The organism is Streptomyces sp. CA-294286, assembly GCF_050947155.1.
Taxonomy (GTDB): domain Bacteria; phylum Actinomycetota; class Actinomycetes; order Streptomycetales; family Streptomycetaceae; genus Streptomyces.
This window is the reverse complement of sequence record NZ_CP192005.1, coordinates 1,876,970-1,902,925: the sequence shown is the minus strand read 5'-3', so window position 1 is coordinate 1,902,925 and position 25,956 is coordinate 1,876,970. Positions and strand designations below refer to the sequence as shown.

24 protein-coding genes are annotated in these 25,956 nt (G+C 71.0%); 18 read left to right on the top strand and 6 right to left on the bottom strand.

The genetic code is table 11. The features are described from left to right. Positions 1–10 precede the first annotated feature (10 nt). Positions 11–1,624 carry an N-acyl-D-amino-acid deacylase family protein gene (locus ACQPZG_RS13005; RefSeq protein WP_433545967.1) on the bottom strand — a complete coding sequence of 538 codons (1,614 nt, stop codon included), beginning with the start codon at positions 1,622–1,624 and terminating at the stop codon, positions 11–13. A gap of 14 nt (positions 1,625–1,638) precedes the next feature. Then, a complete protein-coding gene (locus tag ACQPZG_RS13000; RefSeq protein WP_433545966.1) occupies positions 1,639–2,976 on the bottom strand; it encodes an alanine racemase in 1,338 nt (445 codons plus the stop codon). 321 nt (positions 2,977–3,297) lie between these two features. Between ACQPZG_RS13000 and ACQPZG_RS12995 the strand changes: the two genes are divergently transcribed. The 5 genes from ACQPZG_RS12995 (at position 3,298) to ACQPZG_RS12975 (ending at position 8,725) form a co-directional block, all read left to right on the top strand. After that, positions 3,298–4,284, top strand: a complete 987-nt coding sequence (locus ACQPZG_RS12995) for a sugar kinase (protein WP_433549379.1) — start codon at positions 3,298–3,300, stop codon at positions 4,282–4,284. Then, complete coding sequence (locus ACQPZG_RS12990; RefSeq protein WP_433545965.1) at positions 4,281–5,051, top strand: IclR family transcriptional regulator; 771 nt, start codon at positions 4,281–4,283, stop codon at positions 5,049–5,051. Before ACQPZG_RS12995 ends, ACQPZG_RS12990 begins: the two co-directional genes overlap by 4 nt. A gap of 74 nt (positions 5,052–5,125) precedes the next feature. Further along, a complete protein-coding gene (locus ACQPZG_RS12985) occupies positions 5,126–5,542 on the top strand; it encodes a RidA family protein (RefSeq protein WP_433545964.1) in 417 nt (138 codons plus the stop codon). Between the two features lie 124 nt (positions 5,543–5,666). Then, positions 5,667–7,190: a GntP family permease gene (locus ACQPZG_RS12980; protein WP_433545963.1), complete on the top strand. Its 1,524-nt coding sequence runs from the start codon at positions 5,667–5,669 to the stop codon at positions 7,188–7,190. Between the two features lie 197 nt (positions 7,191–7,387). Continuing rightward, on the top strand, positions 7,388–8,725 hold the full coding sequence (locus ACQPZG_RS12975) for an Nramp family divalent metal transporter (protein ID WP_433545962.1): 1,338 nt from the start codon (positions 7,388–7,390) through the stop codon (positions 8,723–8,725). 105 nt (positions 8,726–8,830) lie between these two features. Here the strand turns inward: ACQPZG_RS12975 and ACQPZG_RS12970 are convergent, their stop codons facing one another. After that, a complete protein-coding gene (locus ACQPZG_RS12970; protein ID WP_433545961.1) occupies positions 8,831–9,922 on the bottom strand; it encodes a chitinase in 1,092 nt (363 codons plus the stop codon). Between the two features lie 351 nt (positions 9,923–10,273). On the opposite strand from ACQPZG_RS12970, the gene ACQPZG_RS12965 reads away from it, so the two are divergent. From ACQPZG_RS12965 to ACQPZG_RS12905, 13 genes are all read left to right on the top strand, one after another. Next, on the top strand, positions 10,274–11,140 hold the full coding sequence (locus ACQPZG_RS12965) for a hypothetical protein (RefSeq protein ID WP_433545960.1): 867 nt from the start codon (positions 10,274–10,276) through the stop codon (positions 11,138–11,140). 100 nt (positions 11,141–11,240) lie between these two features. Beyond that, positions 11,241–11,960, top strand: coding sequence for a Flp pilus assembly protein CpaB (gene cpaB, locus ACQPZG_RS12960; RefSeq protein ID WP_433545959.1), 720 nt, complete (start codon positions 11,241–11,243; stop codon positions 11,958–11,960). A gap of 370 nt (positions 11,961–12,330) precedes the next feature. Next, positions 12,331–13,974 (top strand): AAA family ATPase, encoded by a 1,644-nt coding sequence (locus ACQPZG_RS12955; RefSeq protein ID WP_433545958.1) that lies wholly within the window; start codon positions 12,331–12,333, stop codon positions 13,972–13,974. A gap of 200 nt (positions 13,975–14,174) precedes the next feature. Further along, a complete protein-coding gene (locus ACQPZG_RS12950) occupies positions 14,175–14,513 on the top strand; it encodes a TadE/TadG family type IV pilus assembly protein (RefSeq protein WP_433545957.1) in 339 nt (112 codons plus the stop codon). Between the two features lie 115 nt (positions 14,514–14,628). After that, positions 14,629–15,972, top strand: coding sequence for a CpaF family protein (locus tag ACQPZG_RS12945; RefSeq protein ID WP_433545956.1), 1,344 nt, complete (start codon positions 14,629–14,631; stop codon positions 15,970–15,972). Positions 15,973–15,980: 8 nt separating this feature from the next. Beyond that, a complete protein-coding gene (locus ACQPZG_RS12940) occupies positions 15,981–16,934 on the top strand; it encodes a type II secretion system F family protein (RefSeq protein ID WP_433545955.1) in 954 nt (317 codons plus the stop codon). A 15-nt stretch (positions 16,935–16,949) separates the two neighbouring features. Beyond that, positions 16,950–17,858 (top strand): DUF5936 domain-containing protein, encoded by a 909-nt coding sequence (locus ACQPZG_RS12935; protein WP_433545954.1) that lies wholly within the window; start codon positions 16,950–16,952, stop codon positions 17,856–17,858. Between the two features lie 101 nt (positions 17,859–17,959). Further along, a complete protein-coding gene (locus ACQPZG_RS12930; protein WP_433545953.1) occupies positions 17,960–19,534 on the top strand; it encodes a histidine kinase in 1,575 nt (524 codons plus the stop codon). Positions 19,535–19,738: 204 nt separating this feature from the next. Continuing rightward, a complete protein-coding gene (locus tag ACQPZG_RS12925) occupies positions 19,739–20,644 on the top strand; it encodes a response regulator (RefSeq protein ID WP_433545952.1) in 906 nt (301 codons plus the stop codon). Positions 20,645–20,859: 215 nt separating this feature from the next. Then, positions 20,860–21,072 (top strand): hypothetical protein, encoded by a 213-nt coding sequence (locus ACQPZG_RS12920; protein WP_433545951.1) that lies wholly within the window; start codon positions 20,860–20,862, stop codon positions 21,070–21,072. Further along, entirely contained in the window at positions 21,069–21,683 is a 615-nt protein-coding gene (locus ACQPZG_RS12915) for a pilus assembly protein TadG-related protein (RefSeq protein WP_433549378.1), read from the top strand. Before ACQPZG_RS12920 ends, ACQPZG_RS12915 begins: the two co-directional genes overlap by 4 nt. Next, positions 21,683–22,318 (top strand): hypothetical protein, encoded by a 636-nt coding sequence (locus ACQPZG_RS12910; protein WP_433545950.1) that lies wholly within the window; start codon positions 21,683–21,685, stop codon positions 22,316–22,318. Before ACQPZG_RS12915 ends, ACQPZG_RS12910 begins: the two co-directional genes overlap by 1 nt. Positions 22,319–22,322: 4 nt before the next feature. Further along, on the top strand, positions 22,323–23,003 hold the full coding sequence (locus ACQPZG_RS12905; protein ID WP_433545949.1) for an OmpA family protein: 681 nt from the start codon (positions 22,323–22,325) through the stop codon (positions 23,001–23,003). Between the two features lie 589 nt (positions 23,004–23,592). On the opposite strand, the gene ACQPZG_RS12900 is transcribed toward ACQPZG_RS12905, so the two are convergent. From ACQPZG_RS12900 to ACQPZG_RS12890, 3 genes are all read right to left on the bottom strand, one after another. Continuing rightward, on the bottom strand, positions 23,593–24,459 hold the full coding sequence (locus ACQPZG_RS12900) for a GNAT family N-acetyltransferase (RefSeq protein ID WP_433545948.1): 867 nt from the start codon (positions 24,457–24,459) through the stop codon (positions 23,593–23,595). A 75-nt stretch (positions 24,460–24,534) separates the two neighbouring features. Continuing rightward, positions 24,535–25,653, bottom strand: a complete 1,119-nt coding sequence (locus tag ACQPZG_RS12895) for a hypothetical protein (protein ID WP_433545947.1) — start codon at positions 25,651–25,653, stop codon at positions 24,535–24,537. A gap of 111 nt (positions 25,654–25,764) precedes the next feature. Then, positions 25,765–25,956 (bottom strand): hypothetical protein, encoded by a 192-nt coding sequence (locus ACQPZG_RS12890; RefSeq protein WP_433545946.1) that lies wholly within the window; start codon positions 25,954–25,956, stop codon positions 25,765–25,767.

The window sequence follows — 25,956 nt, the reverse complement described above, 5'->3', positions numbered from 1 at the left end:
GCGCGGGTGTTCACCGTCCGGTACGGGGAGTCCTCCGGATCGACCGGCCCGCCAGGACGTCCGTGCGCCGGCCGTCCTTCATCACGTGCTTCCCGCCGATCAGTACGTGCGGGATCCCGACGGGCGGGGTGCGCGGGGCGTCGAAGGTGGCGCCGGCGGCGACCGTCTCCGGGTCGAAGAGGACGAGGTCCGCCACGTACCCCTCGCGGACCAGGCCCCGGTCCGCGAGGCGGAGCCGGGCGGCCGGACGGGAGGTGAGGTGGGCGACGGCCTCCTCCAGGGTGAGGACGCCGAGTTCCCGCGCGTAGCGGCCCAGGTAGTGCGGGAAGGTCCCGTACGCGCGGGGGTGCGGTTTGTGGCCCTGGAGGATGCCGTCGCTGCCGCCGGTGTGGACCCGGTGGCGCATGATAGTCCGTACGTTCTCCTCGTGGCCGACGTGCTGGAGGATCGTCGAGCCGAGGCGGTCGGCGAGCAGCAGGCGGCGGGCGGTGGTCCACGGGGTCTCGCCGCGCGTGGCGGCCGAGGCGGCGACGGTCCGCCCGACGTACTCGCCGAGCCCGTCCGAGGTGACGCCGGAGATCTCGATGGTGTCCCACTCGACCGGCACCCCGTGGCAGCCGTCCGAGCCGATCTCCTCCAGGTGGTGGCGGATCCTCTCGGCGGTCGCGTCGTCCGCGAGTCTGGCCAGGACGGCGTCCGGCCCGCCCTCGCCCGCCCAGCTGGGCAGCACCGCCACCAGGGTGGTGCAGCCGGGGGTGTACGGGTACGTGTCGAGGCTGATGTCCGCGCCGGCCGCGAGGGCGTCGTCCAGGAGGGCGAGGAGGTCGGGGGCCCTGCCCTTGTTCACGCCGAAGTTCATGGTCGCGTGGGCGAGATGCAGCGCGCAGCCCGCGGTGCGGGTCAGGGCGACCATCTCCTCGTAGGCGGCGAGCGCGCCCGCCCCGTAGGAGCGGTGGTGCGGGCAGTAGTAGCCGTCGTACGAGGCGACCACCCGGCACAGCTCCGTCAGCTCGGCGTCGTCGGCGTACATGCCGGGCGTGTACGTCAGCCCCGACGACATGCCGACCGCGCCCTGCTCCATCCCCTCGGCGACCAGCTGCCGCATCCGGTCCAGCTGTCGCGCGGTGGCGGGCCGGTCGTCCCAGCCGACGGCGTGCATCCGTACGGTGCCCTGCGGGACGAGGTACGCGGCGTTGACGGCGATGCCCTGCCCGCCGAAGTTCCGGTCCAGCCGGTCCAGGTATCCGCCCACCGTCCGCCAGTCGAAGTCGATGTCGGACCCGTCGCCGTTCCAGCCGGTGATGGCGGTGCGGACGGCGGCGAGGGTGCGCTCGTCCACGGGGGCGTACGACAGCCCGTCCTGCCCGAGGACTTCCAGGGTCACGCCCTGCGCGGCCTTCGCGCTGTGGTCGGGATCGCGGAGCAGGGCGAGGTCGGAGTGGGCGTGCATGTCGACGAAGCCGGGGGAGAGGGCGAGGCCGTCGGCGTCCAGCACCTGCGCCGCCGTGAGGCGTTCGGTCGTGCTGATCGTGCTGATGCGGCCGTCGGTGATGCCGACGTCCGCCCGGTAGGAGGGGCCGCCCGAGCCGTCGACGACCCGGGCGCCGCGTATCGCGAGATCCATGGGTGCGGGCCTCTCTAGAAGAAGGTGCGGACGAAGTCGACGACGGTGCCGTCCGCGTCGGCGACCGGGATCAGCTGCCACTTGTCGAAGATCGTGCAGGGGTGGGAGAGCCCGAGCCCCACCCAGTCGCCGACCTCCAGCGCGGCGGCCGACTCGTCCGTGCGCAGCCAGCCGTGCTGGTCGGAGAGGGCGGTGACCGTGATGCCGTCGGCCGGACGGATCCTTCCGTCGCGGGCGGACCGTACGACCTGGGCCCGGGGCAGGTGCAGGTCGTGTGCGGCGTCGCGCTTGCCCGCGTTGACGAAGGCCTGCGTGGGGGTGGGCCGGGAGACCACCTGCGCCCAGAGCCGGAACGCGGGCCGCAGCGCGCCCTCGTCGGGGACCCGGTTGAAGGGCGTCAGCTCCTGGTAGTGGCCGTCGTCGTGCGAGACGTACGCGCCGGAGCGCAGCAGCTTCAGCACCGGGCGGGACAGCTCCGGGATCTCCGCGAACACGAGCGCGACGGCGTCGAACCAGGCGCTGCCGCCCGCACTGACCACGATCTCGTCCAGCGACTCGGCGAACCGGCCCGCCCGGTCGAACTCCGCCGCCAGCTCCACGAGCCGCCGCAGCCACGCCCGGACCCGCTGCTCGTCGGCCTGCGGCACCTCGCCCTCGTATCCGGCGACGCCGACCAGCCGCAGCGTCGCCGTGGCGGCCACCGCGTCGGCGACCGCCGCGCAGTCCGCGGCCGTACGGGCGCCGGTGCGCGCCCCCTCGCCCGCGCCCAGCTCCACGACCACGTCCAGCGGCCGGCGCGCCCCGGCGTCCCGCAGCGCCTCGTCCATCAGCTCGACGCCGCGCACGGAGTCCACGTACACGACGAGCCGGACATCGGGGTCGGCGTCCAGTTCGCCCGCCATCCAGCGCAGGGCCGCCGCGTCGACGACCTCGTTGGCGAGGAAGATCCGCTGGATTCCGTACGCCCGGTAGACCCGCGCCTGGTGCGGGACGGCGGCGGTGATGCCCCACGCCCCGTGCTCCAGCTGGCGGGCGAAGAGCTGCGGGGACATGGAGGTCTTGCCGTGCGGGGCGAAGGCGAGGGAGTGCTGTTCGGCGTAGTGGCCCAGCAGGGCGAGGTTGTGGTCGAGGGACTCGGCGGACAGGGCGAGCAGGGGGGTGGTGAAGCCGCCGTCGAAGAGGTCGCGGCGCTGGGCGGCGAGCGCGCCGACGTCGAGCCCGGCGGCTTCGGCGTCCGGCGGGAGTCCCTTGAAGCGGAAGGTCACGGGTTCCCGCGCGAGGGACGCGAGGGCGTCGGCAGGGTTGCGGGACGGCTGTCGTCCCGAGTCCGATGGTCCCTGGTCAACTCCCACGAGGGGCTCCCTTCTTCGAGTCGTTGCGAAGAGTGCAACGACCATTGCGTATATCGCTCACCGATGTCTAACATCCGAGCCGTGCCCGCACAACAGCCCCAGCCACCCGAAACCGCCGACGCCCCCGGCCCCGCCGAGGCCGCCGACGCCCCGGGGACGCCCGCGCCCCCCGGGGTCCGGCCGCCCGCCGGGCCGCCCTCCGCCGTCGGCGCACGCGGACCGGCCGCCGCCCCCGCGGCCACGGGCGTCCCCGAGGTCACGGATGTCCCCGCAGTCTCCGGTGCCGCCGGGCTCGTCGACGTCGTCTGTCTCGGCGAGTCCATGGTGACTTTCCTGCCCTCCGGCCCCGGGCCCCTCGCCGACGTGCCCTCGTTCCACCGCGCCATCGGAGGCGCGGAGTCCAACGTGGCCTGCGCGCTGGCCCTGTCCGGGCACACCGCGAAGTGGGTCGGCCGGGTCGGCGCCGACGGCTTCGGCACGCACCTGCTGGACGCCCTCACCGCGTACGGGGTCGACGTCCGCTCGGTGGTCCGCGACCCGCAGCGCCCCACCGGCGTGTACTTCCGCACCGCGGACGACCGCGCCGACGCGAGCCACGAGGTCGTCTACTACCGGGCGGGCTCGGCGGCCTCCGCGATGTCCCCCGACACCGTCCCGCTCGCGGACCTCCGCGCGACCCGCGTCCTGCACCTCTCCGGCATCACCGCCGCCCTGTCGCCCGGCTGCCTGGAGCTGATGCGCGCCCTGTGCACCCGCTCCACCGACCGGCCCCTGCTGTCCTTCGACGTCAACCACCGCCCCGGCCTGTGGAGTCCGACGGACGACGGCGCGCCCGTCCTCCTCGAACTGGCCCGCGGCGCGGACCTCGTCTTCGTCGGCGAGGACGAGGCGGCGGACGCCTGGGGCGTACGGGGCGGGCCCGCGGCGATCCGCGCGGCACTGCCCGAACCGGCGGTCCTGGTGGTGAAGCAGGGCGCGGCGGGCGCGACCGCCTTCGTGCGCGCGGCCGGGAACGCCACCGAGACCCACCACGTCCCCGCCCCCCTCGTCACCCCGGTCGCCCCCGTCGGAGCCGGCGACGCCTTCGCCGCCGGGTTCCTGTCCGCGACACTGCGCGGACTGGGCGTACCGCTGCGGCTGCGGCACGGGCACCTGATGGCCGCCGCCGCCCTCACCGTGCCCGGGGACGTCGCCGTACCGCCGCCGCGCGCGTACGCCGACGAGCTCGCGGCGCTCGGCCCGGACGCCTGGGGGAGACTTCGTCTCGGCCCCGGGTGGACGGGGAGACCTCAGGAGGCACGAGCATGAGCCAGACAGTCGACCGCGCGCTCAGCATTCTTCCCCTGCTCGCGCAGGGCCCCGCCGACCTCGGCCAGGTCGCCGCGCGGCTCGACGTGCACAAGTCGACCGCACTGCGGCTGCTGCGCACCCTGCACGAGCACGGCCTCGTGCACCGCCAGCAGGACCAGCGCTACCGGCTGGGCGCGCGGCTGTTCGCGCTCGCCCAGGAAGCCGTGGAGAACCTGGACGTACGGGACATCGCGCACCCCTACCTCAAGGAGCTCAACGCCGAGTGCGGGCACACCGTGCACCTCGCCGTGCGCGAGGAGGGCGAGGTGCTCTACATCGACAAGGTCGAGAGCCGGTACCCGGTACGGATGTACTCCCGGATCGGCAAACCCGTCGCGATCACCGTCGCCGCCGTCGCCAAACTCCTGCTGGCCGACCTCCCGGAGCAGGAGCGCCGCGAGATCGCCGAGAAGCTGGACTACCCCCAGTACACCGCCCGTTCCACTCCCAACCCGGCGGCGTTCCTGCGGGAGTTGGCGCTGGTACGGGAACAGGGATGGGCCACCGACCTCGGCGGCCACGAGGAGTCCATCAACTGCGTCGGTGCACCCATCCGGGGCACCGACGGCAGCGTGGTCGCCGCCATGTCCGTCTCCGCGCCGAACGTCGTCGTCACCGCGGAGGAACTCCTCGCCCTGCTCCCCCTGGTACGCCGTACGGCGGAGGCCGTCAGCCGCGAGTACTCCGGAACCGGAGAGCCCCCGGCAGCCACCGCCGCCCCGTAGGCACCCGCCCCGCCGGCACAGGAGGGGCGCGCCCCGACACCCCGCCCCCGCACCCCGTAGGAGAAAGCGAACCCATGTCCGAAGCCAAGCTCGCCAAGACCGCCCTCACCCCGCCCACGCACACCGCCCCGCCCGCGAAGTTCTCGCACGGCGTCCGCAAGGGGAACATCCTCCAGGTCGCCGGCCAGGTCGGCTTCCTCCCCGCCGTCGAGGGCCGGGCCCCGACGCCCGCCGGGCCCACCCTGCGCGAGCAGACCCTTCAGACCTTCGCCAACGTCAAGGCGATCCTGGAGGAGGGCGGCGCGAGCTGGGAGGACGTGATGATGATGCGCGTCTACCTCACCGACACCGCGCACTTCGCCGAGCTGAACGACCTCTACAACGAGTACTTCGCCGACCTGAAGGAAGCCCCCTCGGCCCGCACCACCGTGTACGTGGGCCTGCCGGCGGGCCTGCTCATCGAGATCGACGCGCTCGCCGTCCTCGGCTGAACCCTGCACCCCCACTCCGCCCCCCACGTGCTCTCCGGCACGGCGCCCCGCCACGCGGCGGGTGCGCCGTGCCGCGCTCCACCCTGCCCCGAAGTCCCCCAGGACCGTCCGGAGTCGACCGCACATGCAGCTCGCCGCACCCTTCCCGGCACCCCTCGCCCACCCCCTCCTGCCGCCCCTCGCCGCACCGGCCGCCGCCCCCGCCGAGGTCCCGCACACCGGGGGCCTCCTGCACCTCATCGACGGCACGGCCGGCCTGCTGACCGTCGCCGTCCTCGGCATCGCCCTGCTCCTCCTCCTGATCATCAAGGTCAGGATCCAGCCCTTCGTGGCGCTGCTCGCGGTCTCCATCGCCGTCGGCCTCGGCGCCGGGCTCTCGGTCACCGAACTCTTCGGCACCGTGCAGAAGTCGGCGATCCCCTCCGTCATCGAATCCGGCATGGGCGGCATCCTCGGCCACGTCGCGATCATCATCGGACTCGGCACGATGCTCGGCGCCATCCTCGAAGTCAGCGGCGGCGCACAGGTGCTGGCGTCCAGACTGCTCGCTCTCTTCGGCGAGAAGCGCGCTCCGCTCGCGATGGGCCTGACCGGTCTGATCTTCGGCATCCCGGTCTTCTTCGACGTCGGCATCTTCGTCCTCGCCCCGATCGTCTACGCCGCCGCCACACGCTCCGGCAAGTCGATCGTCCTGTACGCCATGCCGCTGCTCGCCGGTCTGTCGATGACGCACGCGTTCCTGCCGCCGCACCCCGGCCCGGTCGCCGCGGCCGGCCTGTTCGAGGTCTCCCTCGGCTGGGTCATCCTGATGGGCGTCGTCGTGGGCATCCCGGCGGTCCTCGCCGCGTGGGCGTACGCCGCCTGGATCGGCCGCCGCCTCTTCGTGCCCGTACCGCAGGACATGCTGGAGGCGGCCCAGGAGGCGAAGGAGACGGTCGCCGCCGAGCAGCGCGAGGCGGGCGTCGTCCCGCCCGAGCACCCGGTGTCCCTCGTCACGGTCCTCGCCATCATCGGCACCCCGCTGGTGCTGATCCTGGGAGCGACGTTCTCCTCGATCACCATGTCCGAGTCGACGCTGCGTTCGGTCATCGAGTTCTTCGGCAACCCGTTCGTGGCCCTGACGATCGCCCTGCTGCTCGCCTACTACCTGCTCGGCATCCGGCGCGGCTGGTCGCGCAAGTCCCTGGAACGCGTCTCCACCGCCTCCCTCAAGCCGATCGGCAACATCCTGCTGGTCGTCGGCGCGGGCGGGGTGTTCGGCGCCGTCCTCAAGGGCAGCGGCATCGCCGACGCGCTCGCCGACACCTTCCACGGCGTCGGCCTGCCCGTCATCCTGCTGGCCTGGCTGATCTCCGTGGTGCTGCGCGTCGCCCAGGGCTCCGCCACGGTCGCCATCGTCGCCACGTCGGGCATCGTCGTCCCCCTGGTCGACGGCCTGGACATGTCCCAGGCGCACCTCGCCCTGATCATCATGGCGATATCGGCGGGTTCGATCTTCGCCTCGCACGTCAACGACGGCGGTTTCTGGATGGTCGCGAAGTACTTCGGCATCTCCGAGCGCGACACCCTGAAGTCGTGGACGGTCCTGGAGACGGTCCTGTCCGTCGCGGGCTTCGCGGTCGCGGCGCTGCTGAGCCTGGTGATCTGAGCCGAGGCCCCTCGCGCCTGCAACCCCCCTCCCCCACAGCACAGTTGCGGCGGCGCGGTGTCCGCCGGGCGGGACGCGCGCCAGGCGCCGTCCGGTACTGCGACAGGGCGACGAATCCCCACGCCCCCTTGCGCGAGCCCTCCCGTCCCCCTTTAGGTGATCCAGATCATCAGGGGGACGAGCGGGAGGAACGCACCATGGCCGACAGCGTGCAGGGCAGCGGCAGCACCGGAGTGCCGCCGGGGGCGGACGCGGGCGAGGCGTCCCGTCCCCGGAAGTCGAGCTGGAAGTACATCGGCCCCGGCATCGTCGTCGCCGCCACCGGCGTCGGCGCGGGCGACCTGGTCGCGACGCTGATCGCGGGCAGCAAGTTCGGGTACACCCTCATGTGGGCGGCCGTCATCGGCTGCGTCGTGAAGATCGCACTGGCCGAGGCCACCGGCCGCTGGCACCTGTCCACCGGCCGCACCCTCTTCGAGGGCTGGCGCAGCCTCGGCCAGTGGACCACCTGGTACTTCGCGGTGTACGTCGTGATCTGGGGCTTCATCTACGGGGCGACGGCGATGTCCTCGTCCGCGCTGCCCGTCGTGGCGCTGTTCCCGGATGGACCGAGCCTGAAGTTCTGGGCCATCGTGTGCGGGCTGGTCGGCCTGGTCTTCGTCTGGTTCAACAGGTACGCCGTCTTCGAGAAGGTCATGACGGTCCTGGTCGGGATCATGTTCGTGGTGGTCGTGTACGTGGCGATCCGCGTCGGGCCGTCCGTCGGCAAGTCCTTCGCCGGTCTGGCCCCGGTCCTGCCGGACGGCTCGCTGCTCTACACGCTCGGCCTGATCGGCGGCGTCGGCGGCACCATCACCATGGCCGCGTACGGGTACTGGGTGAACGCCAAGGGCATGACCAACTCGTCCTGGATGAAGGTGATGCGCCTGGACAACCGGGTCGCCTACCTCACCACCGGCATCTTCGTCATCGCCATGCTGATCGTCGGCGCGGAACTGCTGCACTCCGCGAACCTGGCGCTCACCAAGGGCGACCGGGGGCTGATCGACCTGGGCAAGGTCCTGGAGGACCGCTTCGGCACGGTCACGTCCAAGCTGTTCCTCGTCGGCTTCTTCGCCACCTCCTTCTCCTCCCTCATCGGGGTGTGGCACGGCGTGAGCCTGATGTTCGCGGACTTCGTGGAGCGGTTCCGCCGCGACCGCGAGGGCGCGCCGGTGGAGCTGGGCACGGCGGCGGAGGTCGCGGCGGGCAAGCGGGAGAAGTCGAAGTACTTCCGCTGGTACCTGCTGTGGCTGACGTTCCCGCCGATGGCACTGCTGTGGCTGGACCAGCCGTTCGGCCTGGTCGTGGTCTACGGGGTGCTCGGCGCGTTCTTCATGCCGTTCCTCGCCCTGACCCTGCTGTGGCTGCTCAACTCCTCGCGCACGCCCGGCGAGTGGCGCAACGGCATCCTCAGCAACGTACTGCTGGCGGCGAGCGGACTGCTGTTCGTGGTGCTGTGCGTGCAGCAGATCATCGAGGTGTTCAACAAGTAGCGGGGCCACGGGCTCCGGCGGTACGGGGGCGCACCCGCCTCCGTACCGCCGGGACCCGTACCGTACGAAGCCCTGCCGCCGCCCCGGTCCGTGCGGGCCGCCGTCCTACCGCATCGCGCGCACCCGCGCGCCCACCGACCGTGACCACTCGTTGCCGTACGCCGCGTCCCAGTTCGTGGACCAGGCCATCGCGCCGCGCAGCGTCGGGTACTTCTTCTCCGGGACGAACGTGCCGCAGCCGGTGCCGAGCGTCAGGCAGTCCAGCGCCCGGTTGACCACGGCGGGCTCCACGTACCCCGCGTCCTTGTTGCCCTTGTTGGTGGGCAGTCCCAGGCCCACCTGGGACGGGTCGAGGCCGCCGGCGAGCTGGATGCAGACCTGCGCGGTGAGGAAGTCGACGGTGCCCTGCTGGTAGGTCCTGCCGTCGCAGCCCTTCATCGAACCCGAGTTGTAGAACTGGGTGTTGACGACTGTGAGGAAGTCCTTGATGTTGAGGGCCGTCTTGAAGTAGTCGCTGTCCTTGGACTGCATGTCGACGGTCTGTGGGGCCATCGTGACCACCAGCTCGGGGCCGACCTTCCGGTGCAGGGCTTTGAGGGCTCGCGTCATGTACTCGGCGTTGAGCCCGTTCTCCAGGTCGATGTCGACGCCGTCGAAGCCGTACTCCGTCATCAGCTTGTGCACGGAGTCCGTGAAGCGCTGCGCGGACGCCCCGCCGTCCACCTCCACCTTGCCGTGCTCGCCGCCCACCGAGATGATCACCGACTTGCCGGCCGCGCGCTTGGCCGCGATGTCCGCCTTGAACTGCTCGACGGTGTAGCCGTCGAGCACCTTGGAGTTCAGCTTGAAGCCGACCTCGCCGCGCTCGCCCGCCAGGTCGGCGAAGGAGACGGCGATGATGTCGTACGCGTCGGGGACCTCGCTCAGCTTCTGCACCTTCGACTCGTTGGCGAAGTTCTGCCAGTAGCCGGTCAGGGCGTGCGCGGGCACCCGCGGCGCCCCCAGCGCCTTGTGCGCGGAGGGATCCGGCACGGGCTTCGAGGCGGGCGCGCTGCCGCCGGAGGCACCGGCGTCGTTCGGCGCGCCGGGGGACGAGCACGCCCCGAGCGCCCCGGCGCACAGGGCGACCACCGCCGCACCGAGGGTGAGCCGGCGGGGTCGGGTGGTGCTGAGCACGTTCTGCCTCCAGGTCGTCACGGACGGATCACGGCCCCCATTGTCGACTGCTTCACGCCCCCGCGTCGAAACTTGGCCCGAAACCCTCTCCCGCGAACCCCAAACGGAACGCATGATCACAAGCGGTAGTGCCGCAGTGACATGCGGTCGCCGGGTCGCACTCCGTGCAAACGGAACGAAAACCCCCACGCGTCAAGATCAACTCGTTGGCGATCAGGGGCAGTTCGAGTGGCGGGCGGGATCGATGGAACCTGTTCTCTGCCACGTATGACGTGGTTAAAGTGCTGAGGCACCCTGTGCTGAGCGAATGAGTGAACGAGAACAGGTGCGGGTACCGGAACGGACGGGCAACGGGGGAGCGGGGTCAGCGACGTGCCGACAGCGATAGCCGTGACCAGCGCGGACCTGGTGCTGCCCCCGACCGATCCGCAGACCCCGACCGCCGCCGTCCTCCAGGCTCCCGGCACCCAGTCCCTGGACGAGGCCCTGGCCTCGATGAACACGCTGCTGGAGCGGCACGGCCACGTCGTCGCCCTCTACCCGGCGTCGATCCCCGCCGCCCACGAGCGGCGCATGCACGCGGTCCGCTCGGTCATGGAGACCGACCGTATCGCCCTCCTCAAGATCGACCTGCCGCCGCTCGGCATCGCGGTCCTCGCCCGCCAGCTCCGCCAGCTCTCCGTGTGCGACTTCAGCGCGGGCGTGGTCGCCTCCGCGGCCCGCCTCCTGTCCCACTACGTGTACGCGGGCGCCCTGCTCTCCTCCGTCGCCAAGCTCGACCGCATCCCGGTGAGCCTCAAGTCGCACGCCAAGTCATGGATGCCGGGCAGTCAGTTCGCCGTCCTCGCGAACCCGCGACCGCAGCTGGTCAAACTCGGCGGCGAGGACACCCTGGCCGGCCCCGAGTTCGCCACCCAGCTCGCCTTCGCCCGCGGACAGCATGCCTCCGACTGGGTCTCCGAGACCCTGGCCCCCGGCTGGCAGGTCCAGCGCGCCCAGGAGGTCGACCTCCCGGCGGCCTCCCCCGCCTGGTGGGGGACGACCAAGCTGGTCGAGTTCGCGGCCTTCCTGCCGGAGATCTCGGTCCTCTACCAGCTGGTGTCCTCCGTACGGCGCGAGCAGTGCCACTGGTGCGGCATACAGCTGATAGGGGACCGCTGCGGATTCTGCTCCGCCCCGGTCGCCCCGAGCGAGAACCATCCGCACGCCGCCGGTGTCCTCCACCGCGGGTCCCCCTAGACCTCCCGCCCCGCCTCCGCCCCGCCGCACGCGCACCACCACGCTCACCGTCCGTCGATCCGCACCGGGTCCCACGTTCCTGATCGAGGTAGCACGCCACATGAACTCACGTCAGCGTCGCGGCATCATCCTGCTGCTCCTGTCGGTCCTGTGCGCCGTCGGCGCGTTCGTCGGCGTTCTCTCGGTGATCCGCGACGTGAACTCGAAGGTCGGCCCGGAGGTGACGGCGTACCGGCTCAAGGGGGACGTGGCCCCGTACCGCAAGCTCAGCGAGGCGCAGTTCGAGAAGGTCGAGATGCCCAAGAGGTGGCTCTCCGACAACGCGGTCACCGACATCTCCGAGATCCGCGGCAAGATCGCCGTCACCCAACTCAAGGCGGGCTCCCTCCTCCAGACCGACATGCTGGTGAAGAAGCCCGAACTCCAGGCGGGCGAACAGGAGATCGCCATCATGATCGACGCGGAGACGGGCGTCGCGGGCAAGATCACCCCGGGTTCGAAGGTCAACGTGTACGCCACCTTCGCGGGCGACGAGTCGAAGGCGCAGAAGGCGGTGAACGAGTCCTGGGTGATCGTCACGGGAGCACGTGTCATCGACGTCGGCAAGATCACCCCGCTGGAGCCGGGCAAGAACGACCGCAACCGCAAGATGAAGGACGCCGTCCCGATCACCTTCGCGCTCAACACCCGCGACGCCCAGCGCATCGCCTACGCCGAGACGTTCGCCGAGCACGTACGACTGGCCCGCATCCCCGACGGCAGCGACCCGAACGTCACCCCGCGCGACCGGATCTACGACCTCCCCGGGGACAGGTCGTGACCTGGCCCCAGGCGCGGACGCGCACCCGGGCGCCGTCCCGCAGCCGGGCGTCGACACGCGGGCGGACGGCATGGACGTGGGACCGGGCGCGTGCGGCGCGCATGCGGGGGCGGGCGTGCTCGCGGGGGCGGTGCGGCCTGGCGGTGGCGTGCGGGCGGACGGCCCCGACGCGGACGCGGGACCGGGCGTATGCGGCGTGCTCGCGGGGGCGAACGGCCCCGGCGCGGACGCGAGGGCAGCGCATCCCCGCCCCGGCGCCGACGCGAGGGCAGGGCATCCCCACGGTGACGTGCGGGCAGGAATCCCCGGCGGAAACGCACGGGCAGGACGTACCGGCAGTGACTTGCGGACAAGTAGTGAGGACGCCCGCATGACGACTCGTATCCTCCCGGCGGTGGGCGACCCGGACGCCGCCCGCGCCATCACCACGCTCCTCAGCCAGCTCCCCGACGCCGAGCCGGCCTCCCCGGCGCCCGACTCCACCTCGCTCCTGGACACCCTCGCGAGACTGGCATCGGAATCCCTCGACGAGCTGCCCGAAGTCGTCCTCGTCCACGAACGCATCGGCCCGGTTCCGGCGTTGGAGGTCATCCGCGAGGTCGCGCTGCGCTTCCCGGCGGTGGGCGTCGTCCTCATCTCCGCCGACACCAGCCCGTCCCTGTTCACCGCGGCGATGGACTCGGGGGCACGAGGGCTCGTCGGACTGCCGCTCAGTTACGAGGAGTTGGCGGTCCGCGTGCAGAACGCGGCGTCCTGGTCGGTGGGCGTACGACGCCACCTCGGCGCCGGCGCGGACGTCTTCAACGGGCCGGGCGGGAGCGTCGTCACGGTGACCGGCGCGAAAGGCGGCATGGGCGCCACCCTGATCGCCGTCCAACTCGCGCTCGCCGCGAAGGCGTCCGGCAGGACGGTCGCCCTCGTCGACCTGGACCTCCAGTCCGGGGACGTCGCCTCCTACCTCGACGTACAGTTCCGTCGCTCGATCGTCGACCTCGCCGGGATCTCCGACATCTCGCCGCGCGTCCTCCAGGACGCCCTGTTCACCCACGCCACCGGCATCGGACTGCTCCTCGCCCCGGCGGAGGGCGAACGCGGCGAGGAGGTCACCGACCGGGTGGCCCGCCAGGTAGTCAGCGCCCTGCGCAACCGGTACGAGGTCGTCGTCGTCGACTGCGGCACCCAGATGAACAGTGCGAACGCCGCCGCCGTCGAGATGGCGGACCAGGCGCTGCTCGTCGTCACCCCGGACGTGATCGCCGTACGCGCCGCCAAGCGCGTGGTCCGGCTCTGGGACCGCCTCCAGATCCGCAAGGCCGAGGAAACCGTGACGGTCGTCAACCGGCACACCCGCAACACCGAGATCCAGCCACCCCTGGTGGAACGCATCACCGGCACGAAGGTCGCGCGCAGCGCGGTCCCCTCCCACTACAAGGAACTCCAGTCGGCGGCCGACGCGGGCCGCCTCCAGGACCTGGACAGCCGCAGCACCGTCAAGCAGAGCATCTGGGCACTCGCAGGGGAGCTGGGGCTTGTGAAGGCAGCGGAGACGTCGTCGGGCGGCGGCAGGGGGAGCCGCGCCGCCCGCAACAACGACCGCGGCTCCATCGGCTTCCTCGGCCGCAAGGAGCGGACGCGCGGGCCCCACGGCGACAAGGGGGCCGTCTCCGCGGAACTCGCCGGGATGTTCCCGCTGATCCTGCTCGTGATGGTGATCATGTGGCAGGCGGCCGTCTGGGGCTACACGTACTCCCTGGCGGGCAACGCGGCGGACGAGGGCGCGCGGGCGGGCACGGCGGCGTACGGGGCGGGAGGCAGCGGCAACGCGGAGTGCGAGGCAGCGATCCGCCGCCGCCTCCCGGGCAACTGGGAGGTAGCGGAAACCGACTGCAACCCCGAGGGCAACCTCTACAAGGCCCGGGTCAAGCTCGTCACCCCCCTGCTCTTCCCGGCAGCCGGTGTCGCGGCCTGGGAAAGCGAAGGCGAAGCAGGCGCGGCCCTGGAAGGAGACGAGTAGTGCACCCCAAACACGCTCACGCCCACCCCCACGCCCGCCGCCTTGGGCGGCGGGGCCGCCCCCCGGGGGCGGAACGGGCGGGCAAGGGGGCGGCCCCCCACCGGAGGTGCACCCCCCCACCCCACGCCCCGCACCCCCCACGTACCACCACGTCCGCCGCCCCCGCCCCCACCCGCACCCGCCCGCCCTGCGACCAGGGCGTGGCCGCCATCGAGTTCGCCGGGTTCCTCCCCATCCTCCTGCTCGTCGCCCTGGCGGCCATCCAGCTCGGCATCGCCGGATACGCCTCCCTCCAGGCCAACTCCGCCGCCCGCGCCGGCGCCCGCATCGAGTCCCAGGAGGCATACCGGGGCCAGTGCACGGCCGCCGGTCGGTCAGCCATGAGCGACTGGCTGGTCTCCCGCGGCGGCACCGTCACCTGCACCGACGGGGACGTCGTCACCGCCACCGCTGAGGTCCCGGTCCCGTCCCTGATCCCCGGCTTCACCTTCGGCCCCATCCGGAAGTCCGTCTCCATGCCCGCCGACGACGTCCCGTAAAGAGCCCCGCACCCCAAACCGCGCCCACCCCCGACCCCGCCACGCACCCTTCCACCGCCCCGCCCCCACCCCCCCCGCACCCCCGCACCACACCGCGAGAACCCGAGGAGCCCCCATGAGCCTGCGGCAACGCATCGCCGCCCCCGAGGAGTCCGGCGGGGGCCGGGAGGACGGCCATCTGGTCGCCACCTACCGGGGAAAGCTGCTCGAAGAGATCGACCTCGCGGAGATGTCCTCGCTCGCAGCCGCCGAACGCCGGGCCCGCCTCGAACGCGTCCTCGGCCACATCATCAGCCGCGAGGGTCCCGTCCTCTCCACCTCCGAGCGCTCCCAGCTGATCCGTCGCGTCGTCGACGAGGCCCTCGGCCTGGGCGTCCTCGAACCGCTCCTCGAAGACGCCTCCATCACCGAGATCATGGTCAACGGCCCGGACTCGATATTCGTCGAGCGGGCCGGCCGCGTGGAGCAGCTCCCGATGCGCTTCGCGTCGAACGAGCAGCTCATGCAGACCATCGAACGCATCGTCTCCACGGTCAACCGCCGCGTCGACGAGTCGAATCCGATGGTCGACGCCCGACTGCCCTCCGGCGAGCGCGTCAACGTGATCATTCCGCCGCTGTCGCTGACCGGCCCCACCCTCACCATCCGCCGCTTCCCGAAGGCCTACCGCCTGGACGAGCTGATCGGCCTGGGCACCCTGGACCACCAGATGCTGATGCTCCTGTCGGCGTTCGTACGGTCCCGCTTCAACGTGATCGTCTCCGGCGGCACCGGTTCCGGGAAGACCACCCTGCTGAACGCCCTCTCCGGCCTCATCCCCGACCACGAGCGCATCATCACCGTCGAGGACGCCGCCGAACTCCAGCTCCAGCAGGCGCACGTCATCCGCCTGGAGACCCGCCCGCCGAACGTCGAGGGCAAGGGCCAGATCACCATCCGCGACCTCGTCCGCAACTCGCTGCGCATGCGCCCCGACCGCATCATCGTCGGTGAGGTCCGCGGCGGCGAGACCCTCGACATGCTCCAGGCCATGTCGACGGGCCACGACGGCTCCCTCGCCACCGTCCACTCCAACAGCGCCGAGGACGCCCTGATGCGGCTCCAGACCCTGGGCTCCATGTCGGAGGTGGAGATCCCCTTCGAAGCCCTGAAGGACCAGATCAACAGCGCCATCGACGTGATCGTCCAGCTCAGCCGCATGGCCGACGGCTCCCGCAGGATCAGCGAGATCGTCATCCTCGTCAGCCACGGCCGCGAACAGTTCCAGATCGCGACGGTCTCCCGCTTCCTCGCCCAGGCGATGAGCCCGGACCGCGTGGTGCACGGCCGTTTCGAGCACCTCCCGCTGCCCCGCCGCGTCGCGGAGCGCCTCTACCTCGCGGGCGAGCCGATCCCGCCCGCGTTCGGCGTGGTCGACGACCCGCTCCAAGACTCCCTCTACGTCCGAGAGGCCCAGTAGGTACGGCCATGGGAATCGATCCGAACCTCAGCAACCCCGCCCTCCTGGCGGTCGGCGCCACGCTCCTCGCCTGCGTGCTCGCCACCATCGGCGTGCACGCGTACACCTCGGGCCGCGCCCAGCGCGCCGCCCTGGAGAACCGCCTCGCGCTCACCACCGGGCACGACACCGGCCGCCGCCGCAACTTCCGCGGCCTGGACCGCCGGCTGCGCAGGACGGCCCTGGGCAAGCGCCTCCAGCACCGGCTGGCAGCCACCGGACTGGACCTCACGCCCGGCGAGTTCTTCGTGTACGTGCTGGGGGGCGTCGTCGCACTGTGGCTGATCGCCGCCTCCGTACTCGCCCCCTTCTTCGGGCCGATCGCGGGACTGGTCGCGGTGTGGGCGGCGTCCACCTTCCTCAACTGGCAGCGCCAGAAGCGCATCGAGGCGTTCATCAACCAGCTCCCCGACCTCTCCCGCATCCTTGCCAACGCCACCGCGGCCGGCCTCGCCCTCCGTACGGCACTGAGCATGGCGGCGGAGGAGCTGGAGGCCCCGGCGGGCGAGGAACTCGCTACCGTGGCCAACCAGTTGTCCGTCGGCCGTTCCATCGACGACGCGCTCGGCGAACTCGCCGAACGCCTGCCCTCGCGCGAACTCGTCGTCCTCGTCACCACCCTCGTCCTGTCCAACCGGGCGGGCGGCACCGTCGTCGGCTCCCTGCGCAACCTCACCGAGACACTGGAGGAACGCAAGGAGACCCGGCGCGAGGTCCGCACGATGCTCTCCGAGGTGAACGCGACGGCCTACACGGTCCCGTTGCTCGGCCTCGGCGCCATGATCATGCTCAACACCATGACCCCCGGCTCGATGGCGAAGATGACCGGCACCCCCGTCGGTCAGATCGTCGTCGCGGTCGCCGTCGGCCTCTACGCCCTCGGCTTCCTCGCGATGCGCCGACTCGGCAAGATCGACGTCTGAGGAGGCGCGCCCGACATGTCACCACTCAGCGGCCTGACCGGCCTGCTCCTGGCCCTCGCCGTCGGGCTGAGCGTCGCGGGGATCGCGTACGGCATCAAGCTCTACCGCGCCGAGGCGAAAGTCCCCGGAGACCTCGCCGTCGCCCTGGAAGTGGGCGCCTCCCGCGTCTCCGCGACGGAATCCGTCATCGACCGCTTCGGCATGCGCTTCGCCCCGGCGGTCCTCTCCGCGATGGGCCCCACCCTCGTCGACAAGAAGCGCCGCAAGATCGACATGGCCGGAAACCCCGGCGGCCTCACCATCGACCGCTACGCCGCCCGCCGCGCCGCGTACGGGATGTTCGGCGGCGTCACCGCCCTCCTGTGCCTGGTCAACGGCTTCACGCTCTTCGCCGTCTTCTGCCTGGCGTACGGGTGGTTCGCGGCGGACGCCCTGATCTGGCAGGCGATCCGCGCCCGCAAGGACGTCATCGAACGCACCCTCCCGGACTTCCTCGACGTCCTCGCCGTCGTCGTCTCCGCCGGCCTCGGCTTCCGCCAGGCCCTCGACCGGGTCGCGGAACGGTACGAAGGCCCCTGGGCCGACGAACTGCGCATCACCCTGCGGCAGATGGACATGGGCGTCAGCCGCCGCATCGCCTTCGAGGAACTGCGCAGGCGCAACGAGTCCGAGCAGGTCTCCCAGTTCGTCACCGCCCTCCAGCAGGGCGAGGACCTCGGCGCACCCATCGCCGACACCCTCATCCAGATCGCCAATGACATGCGCCGCACGGACGCCCAGAACTCCCGCCGCCGGGCGGCCAAGGCGATCCCCAAGACCACCGTGGTGACCCTCACCTTCATGGTTCCGGCGACCCTGCTTCTCATCGTCGCCAACATGTTCCTCGGCTCCGGCGCGGACTTCGGCTCCATCTTCGGAGGCTGACCATGCCCGTCCCCGCGAAACCCTCCCGCTCTCCGGAGCCGTCCCGCTCTCCGGAGCCGTCCGGTCTTCCGGAGTACTCGCGCCTTCCGGAGCCCGGCCGCGTGCCGGGGCCCGCTTGTCCTCGGGAGCCCGCCCGCTTTCCGGAGTACTCGCGTCCAGCGGAGCGCTCCCGCTTTCCGGAGTCCTCCGGCCTTCTGGGGCCCTCCGGCCTTCCGGAGTCCTCCAGCCACCCCGAACCCTCCCCGCCTCCCGAACGCGCCATCCGCCCCGATCACGCCCCCCTGACCGAACCTGTCGCCCCCGCCGCCTCCACCCCCGGCCCTGTTGCCCCCGCGCACTCCGTCCTCGACCCCTCCGCCCCCGACCCCTGCGCTCCCGCCCACCCCGCCCCCGACCCCTCCGCTCCCGCCCACTCCGTCCCCGCTCCCTCCGCCCTTGCCGACGACGCGCCCGCCCCCTCCCTCCCGATCCAGATCAACGCCCTGCAAGCGCTCTGCCGCCAGCTCTTCGGCTTCCGGCTGGCCATGATCGCCCTCGGCGCCCCGCTCGCCCTGAGCCGTGCGCAGAGCCCGTTCGGCACCTACTTGGTCGGCGGAGCGGTCATCGTCACGGTCGTCGGCAGCTACGCCATGCTCCGCGACTGGGAGACCTTCGCCCCCCTCCTCATCAAGTACCGCTCGCTGATGGCCGCCGACCTCGCCTTCGGTTCCGTCCTCCTCCTCACCGCCTCCCCCGACTCCGCCCTCGGCTACGCCACCGTGTGCACGCCCCTGCTGGCCGGACTGCTCTACGGCTGGCGCGGCGCGGGCATCTTCGCCGCCGTGCAGATCCTGATCCTGCTCGCGGTGTACGCGGCCTGGGCGGCCCGTATGTCGGGCCCGGCCAGCACGCTCCTGATCAGCGGCTTCTGCGTGGCCGCCGGGGTCGTCGGCGTGACGCTGCGCAACCTGGTGTTCCGCTTCGGCGAAGCCACCGTCGCCCTCTCCGAGGTCAAGGCCCGCCTCGCCGTCACGGACGCCGTCGGTGAGGAACGCGCGCGCCTGGCACGCGAGATGCACGACTCGGTGGCGAAGACCCTGCACGGCGTGGCCCTCGCCGCCGACGGCCTCGCCGCATCCGCCGACCGCATGGACGCCCGTACGGTCAAACACCAGGCCGGTCTGGTCGCCCGCTCCGCCCGCCGCGCGGCGGCCGAGTCCCGCGAGATCCTCTCGGACCTGCGCCGCCGGACCGGCCCCCACGACTCCGGAGTGGACCTACGGGAGGAACTCGCAGCACGTACCAAGGACTTCGAGGCCCGCACGGGCGTCCCGACCGCCCTCCTCACCAGCCTCCCGGAGCCCGGAACCCTCTCCGTCCCGTACGCGGTGGCCCGCCAGCTCGTCACCATCACCACAGAGGCCCTGGACAACAGCCACCGGCACGCCCGAGCGCAGCACATCACCGTCGAACTGGCCTCCCTGGACAACGTGTTACGCATCAGCGTCCGCGACGACGGAACGGGCCTGCCGAAGGGCCTGAACCTGGAAGACCTGCGCAAGTCGGGCCACTTCGGCCTGCTCGGCATGGTGGAACGCGCGGCGGGCATCGGCGCCCGTCTCCGCATCGGCCGAGGCCGTTCCCCCGCCGGCACGGAAGTCCGCCTTGACCTCCCCCTGGCGGCCCTCCCGCCGTAGCCGCCCACCACCCGGAGCCCTCTTGGGCGGCGGGGCCGCCAGCCTCCCCGGTAGCCCTCTTAGGCGGCGGGGCCGCCCCCCCGGGGGGCGGAACGGGCGGGCAAGGGGGCGGCCCCCCACCGGACGGTGCACCCCCGCCCCTACGCCCGCCACCCCCCGGTACGCCCCACCCTCCCCGCACCCCCTCCCCGAGAGGAGGCCCCAATGCCCACCCCTCCAGCCCCCCTCCGCATCCTCATCGCCGACGACAACCCCGTAGTACGGGCCGGCCTGACCGCCCTCCTCGGCACCCGCGAGGACATCCACGTGGTGGCAGAGGCCACCGACGGCCGAGAGGCCCTCGCCGCCGCCGAACGCTCCCGCCCGGACGTGGTCCTCCTCGACGTACGGATGCCCGGCGTCGACGGCATCTCCGCACTCCCGTACCTGGCGAAGTACGCCCCGGTGATGATGCTGACGTACAGCAGCGAGAACGAGGTCGTGCAGGAGGCCCTCCGCCTGGGCGCCGGCGGCTACGTGGTCCACGGCGAGTTCACCGCCGACCAACTGGTGTCCGCCATCCGCGACTTACAGGCCGGCCGGGCCTACTTCACGACCTCCGCCCAGAACGCCCTGCTCGCCCACATGCGAGCCGGCCGGCACGAAGGCGGCACGGCGACAGCCGCCCCCCACCTCCTCCCTGACGGCCTCGGCACGGCCTACACGACGTGCGTCCCACCCGGCGGGCGCACCACGACTGCACAGAACACGGGGGGCCACGGTTGGGAGCCACCTGTCTCAAGTTCTGAACCATCCCGCCAAACTGCTTCGCAGGTGCAACCGGTTGTGGCACATTATCCGTCGAGGCATACGCAGGACACAGTCAACAAGCGGCAGTATGGGCTGAGTTCGAGGGAGGTGGAGGTCATGGACCTGATTGCGGCCGGTATGAGCAACCAGCAAATCGCCGTCACCTGCTTCATCAGCGAGAAAACGGTCAAGAACCACATCAACCGCATCTTCGCGAAGCTGCACAGTGCCAGCCGCAGCGAAGCAATCGCCACGTGGGTCGGAACCCGTACGGCGACGGGCGGTATCGGCAGCGGGGGAGGGGTGATCGGTCATGGCTGAACCGAGAAGCGGTACGGGCCTGCACCCGCTCCCGCCCCGCACCCCGGGCCGGGCCCACCACGCGCTTTGGGCCCGCATTTGGGCCCACGGGCCCTGCGCCGGGACCCGCCTCCGGGCATACGTTCCGTACGTCGCAAGCGAGACGGCCCGGGAGACGGACGGGGACGCGAGCGGCGCTACTGGCCGAGAGACCTTGGGACCCGGAGGGGCACCGCATGCAGAAAACGTTGGTCGCCATCAACACGTGGCGGAACACGGTCGTCAGCAAAATGCGGGAACGCGCGGACGAGGGCGCGAGCGTGGTGGAGTATGCGGGCTTGGTGGTGATCATCGCGTTGATTGTGGTGGCGGTGAACGGGTTGGGACTGGACGAAACGATCTCGCAGGCGATTGGGGATGCGGTGGCGGACATCACCGGCGGCGGCTGATCACCGCTAGCTGGCAGCGTGACCGAGGGCAGGCGTTCCCCATCTACATCATGTTGGTGGGGCTCCTGCTCTTTGTCGCGTTTGCCCTCTTCGTCTTCGCCCAGGCCGCCTCTGCTCGCAGTGGCGGCCAGTCTGCTGCCGATGCCTCGGCGCTCGCAGCCGCTCAGGAGGCGCGAGACGACTACACCGACAACTTCTTCCGGGACATCCTCGACCCAGCGGCGTGGGTCCAATGGCTGGAAGGCCAGGGCGAGGTGACCAACGGTGCGGACGGTGCGACAGCACTTGCCAACCAGAACCAGTCGGACGTAATTGCCGGGCCGACCCCGGGGTTCGAGGACGGTTTCCCCACCCGACAGGTGAGAATCGAGACTCGTTTTACGGGTGGAGACTCGGTGATCCCCGAGATCGAGACCAAGAAAGCTCAGGCCGACGCCACAGCAGTGATTGAGCCTCGCTGTTTCATCGGTCCGGAAAGCGATCCACTCAAATTGATCTTCGTCCACTGCAAGGGTGGAAGGATCTGGGAGATTGACCCGAAGGAGGTCGTCGAACTGCCAGGTCTATTGCCGGAACCTAAAGACCTGTTCGACGTGTATCTGGTCGAGTAGTGAGCGAACGACAAGCAAAGGAAGAACTGTTGATGAGCATGCGGCGCACCATGAAGGCCCGAAGGGCATGGACCGCTGTGGCGATTACGACTGGCCTGGGTTTCGCGGTGGCCGGATGTGGCGGTGACGACGGTGGAGACAAGCCGAAGACGGCAGGTTCCTCGGCCTCAGCAACTGCCAAGCAGCCTGAGCAGCAGCCCAAGGAGGATGCCCCGCAGTCGCCATCTAGCAACACGGTTCTGGCCGAGGTCAAGGGCGGTGACAACCACACGATTACGATTAACTCTGCCGTTCGAGATGTGGGGGGTTTTGTCACTGTGTCCGGGCAGGTAAAGAACGGTAGAGATGGCCTCTGGAACCCGACCACTTGGAGTGGAGGCGAGAAGGAGCTCAACGGAAACGGGGCTTCCATGGCAGGTGCCTCGCTTGTCGACAAGACGGGGAAGAAGAAGTACCTGGTCCTGCGCGATACGGACGGACGTTGCTTGTGTACTAAATTCACCGGCGGTTTCAAACGTGGGGAAGAGAAGGCCTTCTTCGTTCAATTCCCGGCGCCTCCAGCAAGTGCTAATAAACTAGACTTCCAAATCGCTGATATGCCCCCCGCCTCCATCGAGATTTCCGAGGGGGAGTGACACAATGAAATCGGCTCTCCCTCGAAATCGCCCGGCGGGGCTTATTTCCACGGTTGTCGTGGCAGCAGTACTCGTCACAGGAGTGGGCGTCACCGGCGCCAGCGCCGAACCCACCCCCGACACCAGCCAACCCCCCGGCAGCACGACCTCCCAAGAACCCCCCAAGGTCGACGCCAACGCACCCGGTCTCAAGATCAGCGACGGTGGCACCCTGGCCCCCGCCCGAGTCATCGACATCAAATCCGTGGTCGAGGACCTCGGCGGCGAAGAGCGCCGTGAAGACACCAACTCCGACGTCAAGTTCGCCCTCCAGGCCGAAGTCCTGTTCCCCAAGGACAGCGCCAAGCTGATGCCCGAGGCTTCCGCCCGCATCAAGGCCATCGCGCAGGAGGCGCAGGCGAACAAAGCGACGAAGATCCGCGTCTTCGGGTTCACGGACAACCTGGGCTCCTACGAGCACGGCAAGGTGCTGTCCAAGAAGCGGGCCGACATGGTCCAGGTCGAGCTGAACAGGACCCTCGGTTCCAACGTCACCTTCGAGGTGCGCGGTTACAGCGAGGACTACCCGATCGCCGACAACAGCAACGAAGAGGGCCGCAAGAAGAACCGCCGCGTCGAAGTCTCCTTCCCGCGCGGCGAAGGCCCGAACGCCAACACCGATTCCGGCGCGGGCACCGGCGCCTGACGCATTCCGGCCGGACGAGCGGCCCGGCGGCAGGGGCAGCCGGTCGTCCGAGCCGAGCGCTTCCGGGGGACCAGCTGGCCCCCACGAAGTCGGCTTCAGAGCGCTCCCGTTCGCGCGCCGGGCCGCCCGTGTTCGTACGAGCGGCAGTAGGGCACGTAGCGGCGTCCGGCGCGGTGACAGCCGCTCATGGCAGGTCTTCCACCGTCCATACCGTTCCGGCAGGCCCCGCTACGGCGCACCTGTACAAACTTCCCACCAGGTCCCGTCAACGACCGCTACGAGACCCGTAGATGACCCGGCGACGATCCCGCCCCCACCCGCCACGGACACCCGCACCCCCCACCTGCCACGGACACCCGCGCCCGCGCCCCGCCACGGACACCCGCCCAAGCGCGGCAGCTACGGCATGATCCGCACCCCGCACCCGGGCCGCAGCGCTCGATTCGCCAAGCGCATCGCAGCGCCCCTCATCGACCACGGCGAACCATCCGCCCGTCATCGAACCCCGGCCTACCCCGTATCCGCGCGAGGCGTTCGGGCCAGTCCGGGTCGGCGACGCGGTCTGTCCGATACCGCCGCCCCTCCGTTTTCAGGCGGGTCGGCTGACGTCCAGCCGTTCGGACGACTGCTCGTATCCGGCTGCCCTGTAGGCGGCGACCGCGGCAGCGTTCGAGGTGGGGGTGCTGACGAGTGCGCTGGATGCGCCCAGTTCACGCAGCGCAGCCGCAGCGGCGACGCTGATCGCCGTACCGTAGCCGCGACCGCGATGGTCGGCGTGCACGCCCACCGGCTCCAGCAGGCCGGGCCTGCCGGGTCCCGCCGACCAGACCGTCGCCGCGGCCACGGCGTTGTCCTGGTCGTCGTAGCCGATCAGGCAGCGGGCGTCGGCATAGACCGGCCCGGCCGCGAGGACGTGCCAGACCTCCTCGGTGAACGCCGGGCTGCCGAACGCCGAGCGATGCACCGCGGTCCGCACCCCCGCCGTCTCCGGACCGGCCACCTCGATCCGCAGGCCGGAGTCCTTCACCGGCTCGGCGAGGTCGTGCCGCAGCGGCGTCCAGGGCTCGTCCGGAATCCAGCCCGCCTCCAGGAGGACCTCGCGGAGCACGGCTCCGTTGGGGATTTCGAGGCCGACCTTCCCGGGCGGCAGGATTCCGCGCTGCGGATCGTCGAGGTCCGCCAGCAGTCGGCGCGCCAGGTCATCGTCCTGTCGCAGGTCAGGCGCGGTCGTCAGGCGCAGTACGTCAGGGCCGTCCAGGTATCCGACGGCGATGATCCGTCCGTCCGCGTTCCAGGTGCGGACGGCCGCGGCCAGCTTCTCCGCGCCCAGCGCCCAGGCCCAGCCGAGGTCCCCCGGATGGAGTTGCAGCGGCGTGCGGTCGTCCTGCCATGCGCGGAGGGCGTCCACGACCCCGGTCAGCCCCTCGACGTCGGGCTTGTTCAGAACGATCGTCATGTCCCGCATCCCACACCATCGAGGCAACCGGCCGCACCTGGTTTTGCGCGGCCGGTCGGATCGACGGGGCGCACCTCAGAAGAGCCCTGCCCCTGCTTGCACGTGCTGGGCGACCCTCCCGGAAAGCTCGCGCAGCCACGGGCTGCGGGCGGCGGCCGGCAAGCGGTCCAGGGTGTGCCGGAGAATGCCCGCATCGGCCCGGAACAAGGTCCTGGGGTGCGGTGGCGGCGGGTCGTCGCGGACGACGCCGCGGGGCACGGTGCCCGACGCCGGAGCGGGGAGATGCGGCCTGGGAAGGGCCAGCCCCAGCCACACGCCGAACGGCAGCGGCACCCGGTGGGCGGCAGCGGCCGGACCACTGGGAGCCCACGTCTCTCCGGTCTGCGGGTGCGTCGGTACGAGGACGATGTCGGCGTCCGGGCCGGGGGCGGGCCGACCCGGCCCGGCAGTCACCGCCCGCATCGGCTGCGGCCCCACGGGCAGCAGTGCGTCAAGAGTGCGTTGGAACACCTCTTTGACCAGACCGTCCGGAACGGTCACCGGCCGCCCTTCCGAGGCAACCAGCAGGTGAGCGAGCGCCCAGCCTGCGGCGGCCTCCCAGCGAGGGCTCCACGACCAGAAGTGGTCGGTCCCCGACCCAGGCCCCCAGGTGCCGATCGGCTCGAACAGAGGCGTGTACTCCCCTTCCTCCCACAGCTCCGACCAGGTGAGCGGCGCGGGGTGGAGCCCGTCGACGGCGAGACGGCGCACGGCTCCGGGGACGAACCAGGCCGCCTGCCAGAGCGAGCAGTCGTCGATCCGGCTCGCCACGGGCAGACCGCACGCCGCACACGCCATGTTGGGCCCGTCGGCTCCGTCCAGGCCGCAGCAGTGGCCCCCGGCTCTTTCGGGGATCAGCACGGTGCCACGGGTGTCTCCGGGCGCGACGACGATCGCCCCGGACGGCTGGTCGTCGGGCAGTGCGTCAACCGGCACCTGGCTGCCGTGTGCCTCCGCCCCACCGGCGTCGACTGCCTCCCACCACCGCCACGGCCGCCCCCCGGGCTCCGAATCCACAGCGAACGTGCCCGAGTCCATCAGCACCGGAAGCTGGAGCCCGTTCCCGTACGTCTGATGGGCGTGAACCGGCAGAGCGACCCGGGACAGCGGCGTGGTCAGCTCGGTGCCGCACGCTGCGCACGCGAAGACGAACAAATGCCCTCCACCAGAGAAGGAAGGCATCCTCGCAGCTCGGTGGCAGCCGGGCCAAAGCGTTTTTCCCGCACGTCATCACGGGTGCGGGCCGTCAGCCACGCGGGGTGCGTGTCAGAGGAGGTGGTCGGCCTTGCCGGCCTTGATGTCGAGGATGAGGTTGCGGAGGGCTTCCCGGGTGTCGGTGAGGGGGGTGTCCTCCTGTCCGAGGACGGCGATGTAGGCGTTGTCGGCGTCGTCGGTGCCTATGCGGAAGCAGTTGTTGCCTTCGCCGCAGAACGCTTCGTCCCAGTGGATGTTGGTCAT

Coding starts and splice junctions, on each gene's coding strand:
- cpaB (WP_433545959.1), top strand. CDS start 11,241: ATGAACTCACGTCAGCGTCGCGGCATCATCCTGCTGCTCCTGTCGGTC.
- ACQPZG_RS12890 (WP_433545946.1), bottom strand. CDS start 25,956: ATGACCAACATCCACTGGGACGAAGCGTTCTGCGGCGAAGGCAACAAC.
- ACQPZG_RS12975 (WP_433545962.1), top strand. CDS start 7,388: ATGGCCGACAGCGTGCAGGGCAGCGGCAGCACCGGAGTGCCGCCGGGG.
- ACQPZG_RS12935 (WP_433545954.1), top strand. CDS start 16,950: ATGTCACCACTCAGCGGCCTGACCGGCCTGCTCCTGGCCCTCGCCGTC.
- ACQPZG_RS12925 (WP_433545952.1), top strand. CDS start 19,739: ATGCCCACCCCTCCAGCCCCCCTCCGCATCCTCATCGCCGACGACAAC.
- ACQPZG_RS12920 (WP_433545951.1), top strand. CDS start 20,860: ATGCAGAAAACGTTGGTCGCCATCAACACGTGGCGGAACACGGTCGTC.
- ACQPZG_RS12900 (WP_433545948.1), bottom strand. CDS start 24,459: ATGACGATCGTTCTGAACAAGCCCGACGTCGAGGGGCTGACCGGGGTC.
- ACQPZG_RS12980 (WP_433545963.1), top strand. CDS start 5,667: ATGCAGCTCGCCGCACCCTTCCCGGCACCCCTCGCCCACCCCCTCCTG.
- ACQPZG_RS12985 (WP_433545964.1), top strand. CDS start 5,126: ATGTCCGAAGCCAAGCTCGCCAAGACCGCCCTCACCCCGCCCACGCAC.
- ACQPZG_RS12940 (WP_433545955.1), top strand. CDS start 15,981: ATGGGAATCGATCCGAACCTCAGCAACCCCGCCCTCCTGGCGGTCGGC.
- ACQPZG_RS12995 (WP_433549379.1), top strand. CDS start 3,298: ATGGTGACTTTCCTGCCCTCCGGCCCCGGGCCCCTCGCCGACGTGCCC.
- ACQPZG_RS12945 (WP_433545956.1), top strand. CDS start 14,629: ATGAGCCTGCGGCAACGCATCGCCGCCCCCGAGGAGTCCGGCGGGGGC.
- ACQPZG_RS13005 (WP_433545967.1), bottom strand. CDS start 1,624: ATGGATCTCGCGATACGCGGCGCCCGGGTCGTCGACGGCTCGGGCGGC.
- ACQPZG_RS12955 (WP_433545958.1), top strand. CDS start 12,331: ATGACGACTCGTATCCTCCCGGCGGTGGGCGACCCGGACGCCGCCCGC.
- ACQPZG_RS12990 (WP_433545965.1), top strand. CDS start 4,281: ATGAGCCAGACAGTCGACCGCGCGCTCAGCATTCTTCCCCTGCTCGCG.
- ACQPZG_RS12905 (WP_433545949.1), top strand. CDS start 22,323: ATGAAATCGGCTCTCCCTCGAAATCGCCCGGCGGGGCTTATTTCCACG.